The organism is Flavobacterium sp. 2, from assembly GCF_049949195.1.
Taxonomy (GTDB): domain Bacteria; phylum Bacteroidota; class Bacteroidia; order Flavobacteriales; family Flavobacteriaceae; genus Flavobacterium.
Genome location: NZ_CP188206.1, coordinates 3,454,575 through 3,469,485, shown reverse-complemented (window position 1 = coordinate 3,469,485; position 14,911 = coordinate 3,454,575). Strand labels below are relative to the sequence as shown.

Annotated in this window: 9 protein-coding genes; all 9 read right to left on the bottom strand. The window is 34.5% G+C overall.

Annotation, left to right across the window (positions count from 1 at the left end; genetic code table 11):
* Positions 1 to 76: 76 nt before the first annotated feature.
* The 9 genes from rsgA to ACNFIH_RS14825 all read right to left on the bottom strand — a co-directional run bounded on the left by rsgA (position 77) and on the right by ACNFIH_RS14825 (position 14,703).
* Complete coding sequence (rsgA, locus tag ACNFIH_RS14865; protein ID WP_426483738.1) at positions 77 to 1,054, bottom strand: ribosome small subunit-dependent GTPase A; 978 nt, start codon at positions 1,052 to 1,054, stop codon at positions 77 to 79.
* A gap of 139 nt (positions 1,055 to 1,193) precedes the next feature.
* Positions 1,194 to 4,592, bottom strand: coding sequence for a VIT domain-containing protein (locus tag ACNFIH_RS14860; RefSeq protein WP_426483737.1), 3,399 nt, complete (start codon positions 4,590 to 4,592; stop codon positions 1,194 to 1,196).
* A gap of 220 nt (positions 4,593 to 4,812) precedes the next feature.
* On the bottom strand, positions 4,813 to 5,895 hold the full coding sequence (locus ACNFIH_RS14855) for a bifunctional 3-deoxy-7-phosphoheptulonate synthase/chorismate mutase type II (RefSeq protein WP_035653393.1): 1,083 nt from the start codon (positions 5,893 to 5,895) through the stop codon (positions 4,813 to 4,815).
* 12 nt (positions 5,896 to 5,907) lie between these two features.
* Positions 5,908 to 6,768 carry a prephenate dehydrogenase gene (locus tag ACNFIH_RS14850; RefSeq protein WP_035653391.1) on the bottom strand — a complete coding sequence of 287 codons (861 nt, stop codon included), beginning with the start codon at positions 6,766 to 6,768 and terminating at the stop codon, positions 5,908 to 5,910.
* 43 nt (positions 6,769 to 6,811) lie between these two features.
* Positions 6,812 to 7,957, bottom strand: a complete 1,146-nt coding sequence (locus ACNFIH_RS14845; protein ID WP_426483736.1) for a pyridoxal phosphate-dependent aminotransferase — start codon at positions 7,955 to 7,957, stop codon at positions 6,812 to 6,814.
* An 89-nt stretch (positions 7,958 to 8,046) separates the two neighbouring features.
* Positions 8,047 to 8,886 (bottom strand): prephenate dehydratase, encoded by an 840-nt coding sequence (locus tag ACNFIH_RS14840; RefSeq protein WP_142451698.1) that lies wholly within the window; start codon positions 8,884 to 8,886, stop codon positions 8,047 to 8,049.
* Positions 8,887 to 9,447: 561 nt separating this feature from the next.
* On the bottom strand, positions 9,448 to 10,617 hold the full coding sequence (locus tag ACNFIH_RS14835; protein WP_426483735.1) for a DUF1501 domain-containing protein: 1,170 nt from the start codon (positions 10,615 to 10,617) through the stop codon (positions 9,448 to 9,450).
* Between the two features lie 12 nt (positions 10,618 to 10,629).
* Positions 10,630 to 12,027 (bottom strand): DUF1800 domain-containing protein, encoded by a 1,398-nt coding sequence (locus ACNFIH_RS14830; protein ID WP_426483734.1) that lies wholly within the window; start codon positions 12,025 to 12,027, stop codon positions 10,630 to 10,632.
* Between the two features lie 282 nt (positions 12,028 to 12,309).
* Complete coding sequence (locus ACNFIH_RS14825; protein ID WP_426483733.1) at positions 12,310 to 14,703, bottom strand: ribonucleoside-diphosphate reductase subunit alpha; 2,394 nt, start codon at positions 14,701 to 14,703, stop codon at positions 12,310 to 12,312.
* Positions 14,704 to 14,911: the final 208 nt, after the last annotated feature.

Genomic DNA, 14,911 nt, shown 5'->3' with positions numbered 1-14,911 from the left:
GATTTTTTTCTTTAGAGGTGATGAAATTAAAATTGTAGTCAATCATAATTTACAATTAACCATTCACAATTAATAATTATTTACGTGTTTCATCACTCGCAGCGCGGTCTTCACCATAGGTATCGGTGCGATAATGCTCTTCGTCGCCCTCTAAAATTTTAAGATAACTATTGTAACGCGACCAGGCGATTTCATCTTTTTCTAAAGCAGCTTTTATGGCGCAATGCGGTTCTTCTTTGTGTAAACAATTGTTAAACTTGCATTGATCTTTTAATTTGAAGAATTCCGGAAAATAACCGCTGATTTCTGTTGGTTCCATATCTACGATTCCGAAACCTTTAATTCCTGGAGTATCGATAATTCGGGCATTAAAAGACAAATCATACATTTCAGCAAAAGTTGTAGTGTGCTGACCTTGTTTACTTTGTTCTGAAATTACAGTCGTTTTTAAATGAAGACTTGGTTCCATCGCATTTACCAAAGTTGATTTTCCAACTCCAGAATGTCCTGAAAACATACTTACTTTTCCGACCATCATTTCTTTCAGCTTATCAACTCCTTTATTTTCGGTAGATGAAATTCGTAGACATTTATATCCAATTTCCTGATAAATGTGCTGTAAATAAAGCTGATCATCTAAAGTCTGATCGTTTAGAGTATCAATTTTATTAAAAATCAAAATTGCTTCAATTCCGTATGCTTCGGCAGTAACCAAAAAACGATCAATAAAACTGGTTGTTGTAGGCGGATTATCGATTGTGACCAATAAAAAAACCTGATCAATATTAGAAGCAATAATATGAATCTGTTTCGACAAGTTAACCGATTTACGAACGATATAGTTTTTTCTTTCGTGAATAGTATGAATTGTTCCTGTTATGGCATCTGAAGTTTCATCCAACTCATAATCAACAATATCACCTACAGCAATAGGATTGGTACTTTTAATACCTTTTATTCTGAATTTCCCTTTCATACGGCATTCCACAAAATCTCCATTTTGAGATTTTACGGTGTACCAGCTTCCTGTAGATTTGTATACGGTTCCTGTCATTCTTTAATTTTAGATTGTAAATTTTAGATTTTAGATTACGCTTAAAACCTAAAAAATAAAAGGCAAAATTACGTTTTTAGAATGGAACAACGCAATTTCGCCTTTTAAATTTGAAAGACATATCCTTAATTTGCAGACTTTACCAAACTATTTCGGCTAAAGTTTCATTCTCTTTTACTTTTCCTAGCTGAATTGTTTTTAAAGTTCTCGATACTTTGCCCGCTTTTGTGGTATAAATTTCAACCATAATTGTTGCTGGACCACTTTCGGTTAATTCACTTTCCCCAAAATAATTAGTCTTGATTTGATATTTCCCTTTCACCGCATTTCTGATGATATATTGCTCTGGGCCGTAACCTTCTGTGAAATCTTTTGAGAATCTTCCTCCAATTTGTGTTGAAGTATGGCTGTAATAACATTCTTCATTTGTTGGCTCAATTACATGTAAATCTAAATCAATATCCATTTGGTTCCAGTTCATGATAATTCTGATATCAACCGGCATTTTAGCAAGGTATTTTTTGTCTAATTTGCCTGTTTTCAATCCTGGATGTGCCGTTATTAATCGATTAATATCCATTAAAACAATATCTTCCACACCTTCGTATTGTCCGCTCATTTCTCCATAATAATTTACTTCAAGTGATTTTACCAATTCATCAAATGCTTCTTGATATTTTCCGGCATCTTCAAGCGTCAAAGCATAATCTCTTAAGCTCTGAGGTTCGTGAGATCGCCATTTTACAACTTGTTTTGCAGTAAACAAGGCATCGTCATAATCTTTCCATTGTCTCAAAGTATAAGTCAATGTTTTATAAAGCTGATGATTTTCTAAACCTAAATCGGCAATATTACTGATAACCAGCAATGCTTTCTTAACATCTCCTTGATTGTAGAAAAAGTGCGCCACATCAAAATAAAAACTTGGATTTCTCTCTTGCGCTTTTCTCAAATCAAGATACAAATCGTATTGTTTCTCTTTTGGCGCCGATGCCAAAGCTTTTAAATATAATCGATCCGGATTCCAACTTTTTGTTTGAACTACTCCATTATTAGTAGACTTCTTTTTTGTTGTTATAATAATAACTCCATTTACTCCCCTGCTACCATAAGTAGCAATTCTCGCGGCATCTTTTAAAACATCCACCGCTTCAATATCTTCTGACTTTAAGTCGGTCAATTCTCCCTCATAAAACTGACCATCAACTATAATTAAAGGCTTTTTTGAATCTCCAGATAAATAACCTCTACTGAAATTTAAATCTTGCAAAAGATCTTTGTTTTTTGAAGTACCTTCACCTATAGCATCAACAACATCAGATTTTTTTTGAGTCGCGTATCCTACAGTTATTGTATCTTGTAATTTAGTAAAATCTGAATCTTCCCTAATTACCTCACTTCCAACTTTTTTATCTTTTAATTCAACAATTTTTGGTACGTCATCAGTAACCTCTTCTGCTTTTGCAACAACTGGCGAAACAAATTTTACCTGATCCACTTTTGCCGCAGATGACGGAGGAGGCGTATTATATACAGCATTATCTCCTTCAATTACTGTTGCAACTGGTCCTTTTCCAATAGGCTCATCAACTGTCAGTACTGCATCAGGATCTCCTTTTATAGTTTCAGAGGCTACTCTTCTTTCCATATTTCTAGCTCGATTTCTACCATTTGGAGGTGGCGGTGGCGGTGGAACTTGTCTATTGTACTTATATTTAGATGCGATTTTCTGCCCTGCGTATTTGACGTCTTTTTTCCACCAAGCGTTTATACTGGCAAAATAACTTTCAATACTCTCCCAATTATTTTTTTGCTGTGCCAATGTAGCATCATGTTCCTGTTTTTTGATTAAATCAAATTCAGCACGTAATTCTGCTGGCGGCAAAATATCGTACATAATATAATCCCGAACATTTTCGAGAACAATCAATGATGTGTTTTTGGTTACAATTCCGAATTTCTTCCCCAGAAGCTCAATTTCATCTGCGTTTTTAGTGTATTGCAATTCAAGATTGGCAATTTTTTTCTGCGCCCAAAGTTTTTCAACATTTACGTCATTAGAATTTTGAACCGCGACATCAAGCATAATTTTCTTTTCTAAAGTAACTTCATTATCATAGCCAAATAACAAGGTAATTTCATTTTTTGGATTCAAAGAAATTCCAGAAAAACTAAAATTCCCTGAAACCGAAGTTCCTTCCATTGGAAACAAATCAGTTACCGTTAAATTTTCTTTTATTCCTAAAAACTTCAAATTTGTATTTGTCAATTTATCCAAAGCCACTTCAGGATTTATCTGATTTAAATTGATGAAATTACCGCCAGTTTTCGTTGAAGAATAATTCAGAAAAGCAAAATCAGCAGAGACTGAATATGTAATGGTATAAACAGGTTTTTTAGTTTTTGGCAGAAGATTTTCACTCAAAGAAGATAATCCATCAGTAAAAAACAAATATTCATCTTGACCGGTAAAGTTCAGTTGTGAAAAACGAGTCCCTCCATCGTATTTTGTTTTTTCTAAAACAGCTTTTAACGCATCCCAATTTCCGTTAGAAACAATATATTCTTGTTGTTTATCAAAAGTATAATTCAAAAAGTACAGCGTAACTTTTGTGTTTTCTATTTTCTGAAAATAAGCATCCAGCAAATTCAATTCTTTCTTTAAATCCCTATTCTGACAACTCAAAGAATTATCCCAAATCAAACCAATTGAAGCTGGTATCTTTTTAACCGTTTTATTTCCTTCAATAAAAGTATTTCCATAAAAATAATACTGACCACCACCGTCCTGCATCAAAACACTTGGAATATTTTGCTGAATTGGAATTTTAATAACAATTTTTTCTGCAGGTTGATAATTTTCTTTTTTGATGGAAGCCTGAAAAGCTTGATTCCATTTTGAAAAAGTAATTTCATTTCCTGAATTTTCAGTAACAGTTGGTGCTGTCGAAGTTCCTAAAACCGAAACATTAATTTCAAACTTATCCAGTTTTTTCGGAAAACGACTTACCAATTGATACGCCAGATTATCTTTATCAAAAGCCGAAAGTTCTTCTTCATAACCAATAACAACAGTTCGTTCACCATTTGGCATCAGCGGATAAATTCTCGTTTTAAAATTATTTCCATCTACTTTTTCCAATAATCCCGGATCTACACGACGATGTTCGATTGCCTCAAAAACCTGTTTCCCTTTATTTTTGTTTACTGGAACTGCTTCACGAAGTTTTCCATTAATATCAATTGCATATCTTGAAACCGAAACATTTTCTGGTAATGGAAAAATAAGTTCTGCTTCCATCTGGCGAGTTCCTGAATTAAAAAAATGCATTTCGGCAGTAGTGTATGCAATATTACCCACCACTTTTACATTGACGAAAAGTTTATTCATTCTCACTTTTTCAGCTTCTTCTCCTTTAACAGTAAGTTCAGGACTTTGTGCGAAAGTTTTTGTTCCAATAAAAAACAGAAAAAAAAGCAATACATTCAAATTCATTTGAAAAATGCCCGGCGCAGACGAAAACAATTTTAACTTCATGACACGAAAATTAAGGTTTATATTGTTATAGAGAACAAAAAACATCAAAAGGTTGGGAAGATAAAAATATTTATGCAAAAAAAATCTCCACCACTTCTTACTTAAGTGATGGAGATTTTAAAAAAACAATCTAATTTTACCATTATGATATAAGAAAACCTAAAAACAAAGTTCAAAAGATTTTAAATTGACTTATACCATAAATATTATTTAGAGAAAATTATGCATTGAAAATTTTCTCCTGGTGTCCGATACTTTCTTGGTGAATTGCCTTGAACATTCTCAAAACAAACTCTTCAGTAAGACCTTTTTTCTCACCTTCCAAAATCATTTTTCCTAAGATTTCGTTCCAACGGTTGTTTTGAAGAATCGCAACGTTAGCGTCTTTTTTCACCTGACCAATTTCGTCAGCAACTTTCATACGTTTTCCTAACAATTCTAATAAATTAGCATCAAGAACGTCGATGTTAGCTCTTAGTTTTTTCATTTTTTGGCTGTACTCATCTGTAGTATCATCCGTTTTTCTGATTGTCAAATCTTTAATGATTTGTTTCAAAGCGTCCGGAGTAACTTGTTGTGCAGCATCAGACCAAGCGTTGTCCGGATCGTAGTGCGTTTCGATAATCATACCATCGTAGTTCAAATCTAAAGCTTCTTGCGTTACTTCAAAAATCATTTTACGATCTCCTGTAATGTGAGATGGATCGATGATTAATGGCAAATCAGGGAATTTATTTTGCAATTCGATAGCAATCTGCCATTCTGGAATGTTTCTGTATTTTGTTTTTTCGTAAGTAGAGAAACCTCTGTGGATAACACCTAATTTCTCAATTCCAGCCATGTGTAAACGCTCAACACCACCTAACCATAAAGCTAAATCCGGGTTTACTGGGTTTTTAACCAAAACGATTTTATCAGTTCCTTTCAAAGTATCAGCAATTTCCTGAACCGCGAAAGGGTTTGCAGTTGTACGAGCACCAACCCATAAAACGTCGATATCATGTTCTAAAGCCAGTTTACAGTGAGCCGCAGTCGCAACTTCAGTTCCCATTAATAAACCAGTTTCAGCTTTTGCTTTTTGTAACCATTTTAATCCAATTTCTCCAACACCTTCAAATCCTCCTGGACGTGTTCTTGGTTTCCAGATTCCAGCTCTGAAAACACTTACTTTTGAATCTTTCAATTCGTGAGCAATTTTCAATACTTGATCTTCAGTTTCTGCACTACATGGTCCAGCTATCACAAGTGGGTGATTTAAATTGAAATCTTCTAACCACTTTCTCATTTCTTTCTTATTTTCCATCTTAATTCTAATTTACTTTTTAGTTGTTGTTAATCCGTTTAGTATTTCTTTTATTTTATTTGTGCTTTCCATTTCTTCAAAAATGGCATTGTAATTTTCATCTTTCAGCAAATCCCTAAACCGACTGAGATTTGAAATATATTCTTCTAATGTTTCGAGAACGTGTTCTTTGTTTTGCTTAAAAATTGGTGTCCACATCGCCGGCGAGCTTTTTGCTAAACGAACGGTACTTTCAAATCCACTTCCCGCCATATCAAAAATATCCTGTTCGTCTTTTTCCTTATTCATTACCGTTTTCCCGAGCATAAACGAACTAATGTGCGACAAATGCGAAACGTAAGCAATGTGTTTGTCGTGCGAAGTCGGGTCCATATATCGAATCCTCATTCCGATTTCGCTGAAAAGCTTTAACGCCTTTTCCTGCAATTTAAAAGTGGTTTTTTCCACTTCGCAAATAATGTTTGTTTTTCCTTTAAACAAACCTCTTATCGCCGCCGAAGGTCCTGAAAACTCCGTTCCTGCTATCGGATGCGTGGCAATAAAATTTCTTCTTTTCGGATGATTGGCAACGGCATCACAAATTGGCTTTTTAGTTGAGCCAACCTCAAAAACAATTGTTTTATCTCCAACCGAATCCAGCACTTTAGGCAAAACCGTCAGCGCCACATCCACCGGAACTGAGACGATTACAAAATCGGCTTCAGCCAAATCTTCAAAACTTCCTGCTTCGTCGATAACTCCTAAATCAATGGCTTCCTGCAAATGCTTTTCGTTGCTATCAATTCCAAAAATGGTCGAATCCGGATGTTGGTCTTTGATGTCCAGCACCATCGAACCGCCTATTAATCCTATTCCTATTACGTATACTTTCATATCTTTTTAATTCCAAGTTTTAAAAAAGTCTTGGCTCTTGCTTCTAAAATCGATCAATCGCTTCTTGTACTTTTTCTTCTTTCACACACAATGAGAATCTGATGTAACCTTCACCGTTGCTTCCAAAAATGGTTCCCGGTGTAATGAAAATATGTTTCTCATATAATATTTCGTCAATGAACTTCTCTGCTGATTCGATTCCTTCTGGCAATTTAGCCCAAACAAAAAGGCCAACTCCTTCTTTATACACTTTACAGTTTAACTTTTCAGCTAATTTTTCTGTTAATTCTCTACGGCGTCTGTAAATTTTGTTTTGATCTTCGAACCACGATTTATCACATTTTAACGCTGCGATAGCACCTTTCTGAATTCCGTAATACATCCCGCTGTCCATATTGCTTTTTACTTTTAGGACTGCATCAATAATTTCAGGATTTCCTAAAACCATCCCGACTCTCCAGCCTGCCATGTTGAACGTTTTACTTAAAGAATTTAATTCTAAAGCCACTTCCTTTGCGCCTTCAACTTGCAGTAAACTCATCGGATTATCATTCAAAACAAAACTATACGGATTATCATTGATCAATAATATGTTGTGTTTTTTAGCAAAAGCAACCAATTTTTCAAATAACGCTAAACTTCCTCTCGCTCCTGTCGGCATGTGAGGATATCCAAGCCACATAATTTTTACTTTCGAAAGGTCTAATTTTTCAAGAGCTTCAAAATCCGGTTCCCATGCATTTTCTTCTTTCAAATCATAATAAACCGGAACTGCCTGAACCAAATTAGTTACCGAAGTATAAGTTGGATAACCTGGATTCGGAATTAAAACGTGATCGCCTTCATTTAAAAATGCTAACGAAATATGCATAATTCCTTCTTTCGAACCCATAAGAGGCAAAATCTCATTATTAGGATTCACTTCAACACCAAACTGATCACGATAAAAATCTGCCATCGCCTGCCTCATTTCCGGTAATCCCTGATAGCTTTGATAACCATGTCCGTTTTCGTCTTGAATTGCCGCAGCGACTGCTTCAATTACTGCTTTTGACGGACTCAAATCAGGGCTTCCAATTCCCATGTTGATGATCGATTTTCCTTCAGACATCAACTGACGAACTTCTCTTAATTTTGATGAGAAGTAGTATTCTTCAACTGTGTCTAATCGTTTTGCTGTTGTAATCATTGTTTTTATTGCTTTAGGCCGTAAGCTTTAGGCTTTAGGCTCTTTTTAAACTTTCTATTTTGGACTTTAAGACTTTCGACTTTCCAACTTTAAGACTCACTTAAAGGTTTTGTATTTTTATATTCTCCCAACACTTTAAAATATTCTGCCATGATGTTTAATAACGCTTTGGCTTTTGCAAAATCTTCGTATTTCTCAAATGTCACGTCTACGAAGAATGAATATTTCCAAGGTGTTTCTATTTTTGGAAGCGACTGGATTTTTGTCAAATTCAGTTTGCAATCACTCATTACATTCAAAACCGCTGCTAAACTTCCTCTTTTATGATCCAATTCAAATTTTACAGAAGCTCTGTTGATTTCGCTTTCCGGCAAAAATGAATTTTGCTTTTTAATGATTACGAAACGTGTCATATTGTTTTTGATCGTTTGAATCGATGACACTATAATATCTAAATTGTACATTTCAGCTGCCGTTTCACTTGCAATTGCCGCAATTCCGGTTAATTGTTTTTCCTGAATTCTTCTTGCCGTTTCTGCTGTATCTTTATCCTCAACCAATTTGATATTTGGATATTGTTTCAGGAAATCCATACACTGCAAAAGTGCCATCGGGTGTGAATGAACTTCTTTTATATCTTCAATTTTCTGACCTTTTAAAGCCATTAAATTCTGCTGAATATTTAAATAATGCTCTCCAATTATGTGTAAATTATTCTTGTCAATCAAAGCATAATTCGGGATAATTGGCCCGGCAATTGAATTTTCGATCGCCATAACTGCCTGATCAGATTTTCCGGCAATAAGGCTGTCGATCAATTCTTCAAAAGACAAACATTCATCAATATCCACATTTTCAGAGAAATACTCTTTCACAACCTGATGATGAAATGATCCTTTTATACCTTGTATTGCAATTTTCGTTGTCATATAGTCAAAAAAAAATCCTGATTTGCATCAGGATTGTATATTAGTTTTATTTGTCTTAAAATTCGATCTCAAATAACCATAGCACAATCCTGACTTCTACTAAAGAAGAAATAAAAATTGTTGCTAAAATAAAAACGGTTACTTGCCATTTTGTTTGTGTTTTATTTTAAATTCTCTGCGAATGTATAAATTATTTTTAGCGCACCAAAAAAAAGATTGCATTTTATGAAACAAAAAAGGATTTCTTAACAAATTTAGCAGGTTTTGTATGATAATATAAAAATATCGGCTTAAAATGAGAATATTAAAACGAGGTTCTAAGGTTCTGAGCTGCTAAGGTTCTAAGGTTTTTTCGCCACGAATTCACGAATTAGCGTAAATTATTGTCGCTTTAGTATTCAATTTCTCTAATTAAAGTATTGTTTTTCTCCTTTCTTGTCATTCCGAGGAACGAGGAATCTCCGCAAGTAGCTCTACAAAGATTGGCGCTTTTGATTGCGGAGTTACTTGCGAAGATTCCTCGTTCCTCGGAATCAAAAGATTGAGGATACCAATCAAAACTTATGAAAACAATCCTGAAACTGGTTTATTCATAATCCCGATTTTAGAATAATCGAAGTTTAATTTTTCTTTTAATAAAGATGCATAGACACTTCTAAAATCGATTTGATATTTTAAATCGCCATTATCTAAGTCTGCTAAGTTTGGATTGTTTCCTAAAATTGTTGCTTTATTATTTCCTCCGATGATAAACATTGGCGCTGCAGTTCCGTGATCTGTTCCGTTTCCGTTGTCTTTTACTCTTCGTCCAAATTCTGAAAAAACTACTATTGTAACATTCTGCAATAATTGGGCTTGTTTCAAATCTTGATAAAAACTGTACAAAGCATCATTCAGATCGGCTAATTTTTTCTCGTGAATCGCAATTTGATTATCATGCGTATCAAATCCGCCGAGCGACGTATAATATACTTTCGAATTCAAATTCCCTTTTATTAATCTTCCAATCCATTCCAAGTTTTTAGACAATTCGGTTTTTGGATAACTTATTTCGGTTTTTGATTTCGCCAAAGCTTTCTGAATTTCATCTGAACCTTCAGTAACAGAATTGGCAATTTTTCGAACAAAATCTAAATGTGGATTATCAGACAACGTTACATTTTCTTCTTTATCTGATTTTACTTTAAATCGGTTTGGATCTTTTACCGTTATAAAATTAGGTTCGACGCCTTTTAAAGCGAGATTATCAATTGAATCTAAGTTTATTCCGGCCGTCGCCTGATGCCCATTGCACTGAAGATCTAAATATCTCCCAAGCCAGCCTTCATTTATATATTTATTAGAATCCGTTGCAGTCTGCCAAATTTCTTGACTTCTAAAGTGCGAACGAATTGGCTCAGGATAACCCACATTTTGAATTACCGTTAAATCTCCGTTTTGCTGCATTTGGGCAAAATCTTTTAACGAAGGATGAAATGCCATCCCTTTGTTCTTTCCAACAACTAAATCTTTATTTAAAGCAATTTTCGTTCGCAAATCATAATATAAAGGATCATCATACGGAATGAAAGTATTCAATCCATCATTTCCTCCGTTCAATTGCACAAAAACAACACATTGTTCACCGATTATTAAATTATTATGCGAACCAAAAGCGTGTAAAAAATCAGGAAGCACGAGCATTCCGCCTGTAAAAGTTCCTGTCAATGTTAGAAAATCTCTTCTGTTCATGATTTTTGTTTTCTAAATTAATTGATATTCGGGTAGTTTTGTGATATAGTTAAAGAGTCGGATGACAGCAAAATTGGCGTGCTCTTCTTTTGGGTCAAAATCGTATTTGAGTAAATTCTCCATGTCTTTTTGCATGGAATCGTTTACATCAAATAATAATCGGTTCGACAATTCGGCAATGATTGTTTTGTTGTTTCCATTGGAATCAAAATCAATTTTCACATCGATTTTGTCGAATTCTACTTTTGGTTTCTCATCATCTCCCGTCATTGTGTTCAATACTTTTTTTGAGATACTTCTTCCACTGCAGAGCAAATCAGATGTATTATTTCGCTGTAAATAAATTTGAGAAGTCAGCCAGGAGTTTCCACCATCCCAGCCTTTTACATTTACCTGATTGTATAAATCCATTCCTTGTTGGCGAAGAAAAAGCGCTATCATCGCGTCATCAAAATCTTTCACTTCCAATTCATCAATCAACTGAATAATATATACTAATGGATCTTTGATTTTGTTTCCCGAATTTTCTTTGGCATATTCTTCGGTAAAAATTTTTGTCAGCAAAGGTTGGATTTCGAAGTTTTTCTTTCGGAAATAATCTCCATAATAAGTCACTAAATCCTCAGGCGGATTATCATAAATAAACCATTTTAGAATTTTTCGAGTAATGAGACAAGGCGTATTTTTCTGTTCGAAAATGATATCTACAAGATCATCGGATTTCCAGTTTCCCGTTTTTCCGAAATACGTTTTATCACTGTTATCTTCAGGAATTTTTCTATAAACACCTCCTTCATCGCCATAATTTAAACCTGCGAATGCTTTTGCGCCTTCTTTGATATCATTTTCAGAATAATTTCCAATTCCGATAGTAAATAACTCCAACAATTCCCGACTTAAATTCTCGTTGTATTTGCCTTTTTTATTGTCGACATTGTCTAAATACTTTATCATCGCGTTCGACTTTACGATTTGCTTCGTTAACTCTTTGAAGTTCCCAAAAGCATGTTCGCGCAAAATCATATTGTGCTGATAAATCCAGTAATTGACTTTTACTTTTTGCGAAGTAGAAACAAAGTGGTTGTGCCAAAAAACAACCATATTTTCCCGAAGAGGAAATTCATCTGTTCGCATTTTATTAATCCACCATCTTCTTAATTCAATGGCCGAATAAATTTCTTTTTTTAGAATTTTCTTTTTAGCGTCAGAATCAGCATCTTTTATGGCTTGCTTAAATTCTTTTAATTCGATAAGTGTTTTGGGATCGTCTTCTAAAAAAGCAGGAAGTTGTTTATCGAATTTTGAATCATAGGAATGTTTTAGAAATTTCTCTAATCCTAGTTTTTCAATTTTATCAGATTCTTTTCCAGAAAAACCCAATCGCAGTGACCAAAGATTGCTTTTTTTCATAATTCAGAAATTATTACAATAAGACTTTCCTTTCTCTTAAAGGTTTAATTAAGAGAAAGATTTTGAGTTACTTAGTTATGAGATGCTAAGTTTTAAAAAATCTTTGGTAATAATTTAAACGGGGAATTAATTAGAATATTGTCATTCCTCGTTCTTCGAAATGATAAGAATTGTTGATTAATAATGGATGCAAAAAAAAGCAGCTATCATTACAATAACTGCTTTCTATAACAAAGAATAAATCTTTCTTCTTTACTCTATTCTCTTTCTTCTAAAAAAAAATTAAGATCCACACATCTCACAATCCTCAGGATCTGCAGCTTGTGCTTTTAAAAGCATTGCTTTATAATCCTCAACACTGATTGCTTCAGTTTCTGCAACTAATGATGGAGCTGTTTCTTCTTTTTTATCGTTGTTTAATGTGAATTTAATCGCATCTACAGCCGCTTTTGTTCTTAAGTAATACATTCCTGTTTTTAAACCAGACTGCCAAGCGTAGAAATGCATTGACGTCAATTTAGAATAGTTTGCATCCTGCATGAACAAGTTCAACGATTGAGACTGGTCAATGAAATAACCTCTTTGGCGAGACATATCGATAATATCTTTCATCGACATTTCCCAAACTGTTTTGTAAAGATCTTTTAAGTCTTGTGGAATCTTATCTATATTTTGAACAGATCCGTTATGACGCATAATTTCTTGTTTCAAATCTTCGTTCCATAAACCTAATTTTACTAAATCTTCAAGTAAATGTTTGTTTACTACGATGAACTCTCCAGACAATACACGACGCGTGTAAATGTTTGATGTATATGGTTCGAAAGCTTCGTTGTTTCCAAGAATCTGAGAAGTCGATGCAGTTGGCATTGGCGCAACTAACAATGAGTTACGAACTCCGTGTTCAACCACTTCTTTTCTTAATGAAGCCCAGTCCCAACGGCCTGATAACTCTTCATCTTTCATTCCCCACATATTATGTTGAAATTCTCCTTGTGACATTGGCGAACCTTCGAAAGTTGAATATGGTCCTTCTTCTTTTGCCATTTCCATAGAAGCGGTTACAGCTGCGAAGTATAAAGTTTCGAAAATCTCTTGGTTTAATTGTTTAGCTTCATCGCTTGTAAATGGTAAACGCAACATGATAAAAGCATCTGCTAAACCTTGCACACCTAAACCAACTGGACGGTGACGCATGTTAGAGTTTTCAGCTTCTTTTACTGGATAGTAGTTTCTGTCGATTACTTTGTTCAAGTTACGAGTTACACGTTTTGTAACGTTGTAAAGCGCTTCGTGATCAAATTTTCCGTTTTCGATAAACATTGGCAACGAAATAGAAGCCAAGTTACAAACTGCAATTTCATCTTTAGAAGTAAACTCCATAATCTCTGTACACAAGTTAGAAGAACGGATAGTTCCTAAATTCTTGTGGTTCGATTTACGGTTTGCTGCATCTTTGTACAACATATATGGTGTTCCAGTCTCAATTTGTGATTCCAGGATTTTCTCCCATAATTCACGAGCGCGGATTGTTTTTCTTCCTTTTCCTCTAAATTCATAATCCGTATATAATGCTTCGAATTCATCTCCGTAAACATCATATAATCCTGGACATTCGTTAGGACACATTAAAGTCCAAGTTGAATCTTCCTGAACACGTTTCATGAATAAATCTGAAGTCCACATTGCGAAGAATAAATCTCTCGCACGCATTTCTTCTTTTCCTGTATTTTTCTTTAAATCCAAGAAATCAAAGATATCAGCATGCCAAGTTTCGATGTAAATCGCAAAACTTCCTTTACGTTTTCCACCACCTTGATCTACGTAACGAGCCGTATCGTTGAACACTCTCAACATCGGAACAATTCCGTTTGAAGTTCCATTTGTACCGCGAATGTAAGATCCAGTCGCACGAACGTTATGAATAGAAAGTCCAATTCCTCCCGCTGATTGCGAGATTTTTGCTGTTTGTTTTAATGTATCGTAAATACCATCAATACTATCATCTTGCATTGCCAAAAGGAAACAAGAAGACATTTGAGGTTTTGGCGTTCCTGCATTAAACAACGTTGGCGTTGCGTGCGTAAAGAACTTTTTAGACATTAAATCGTAAGTTTCAATAACTGATTTTAAATCGTCTAAGTGAATACCAACAGAAACACGCATCAACATATGTTGTGGTCTTTCTACGATTTTCCCGTTTATTTTAAGAAGATAAGAACGCTCTAAAGTTTTGAAACCAAAGTAATCGTAATTAAAATCTCTTGTATAAATAATGTGAGAATCTAAAAAAGCAGCGTTTTCCTGAATCACTTTAAATACGTCATCAGCAATTAATGGTGCATCTTGACCATTTCTTGGATTTACGTAGTGATACATATCTTTCATCGTTTCTGAGAAAGATTTTTTAGTATTTGAATGCAGATTTGAAATTGCCACACGCGCTGCCAATTGAGCATAATCAGGATGCGCAATAGTCATTGAAGCCGCCGTTTCTGCCGCAAGATTATCCAATTCAGAAGTAGAAACCCCATCATACAATCCCTCGATAACTCTCATCGCTACCTTAACCGGATCTACGAGCTCATTCAAGCCGTAACACAATTTTTTGATTCTTTCTGTAATCTTATCAAACATTACGGGCTCTCTGTGGCCATCTCTTTTTACTACATACATAAGCTTACCTTTTATAGTTATTGAAAAAATGAAAGTAACTAGAAAACGAATTCTAGTCCCTAAACATTGCGTGTTTTTAAATTATTTTTCGAGAATTACAGGATTCTCAATAGTTGCCCTTTTCCAATTTGAATATCAAACCGAAAAGCCGTTAAAATTGCTATTAAATCTCCGATTTGGGTGATAGAGATTCAACCTAATAAATGTT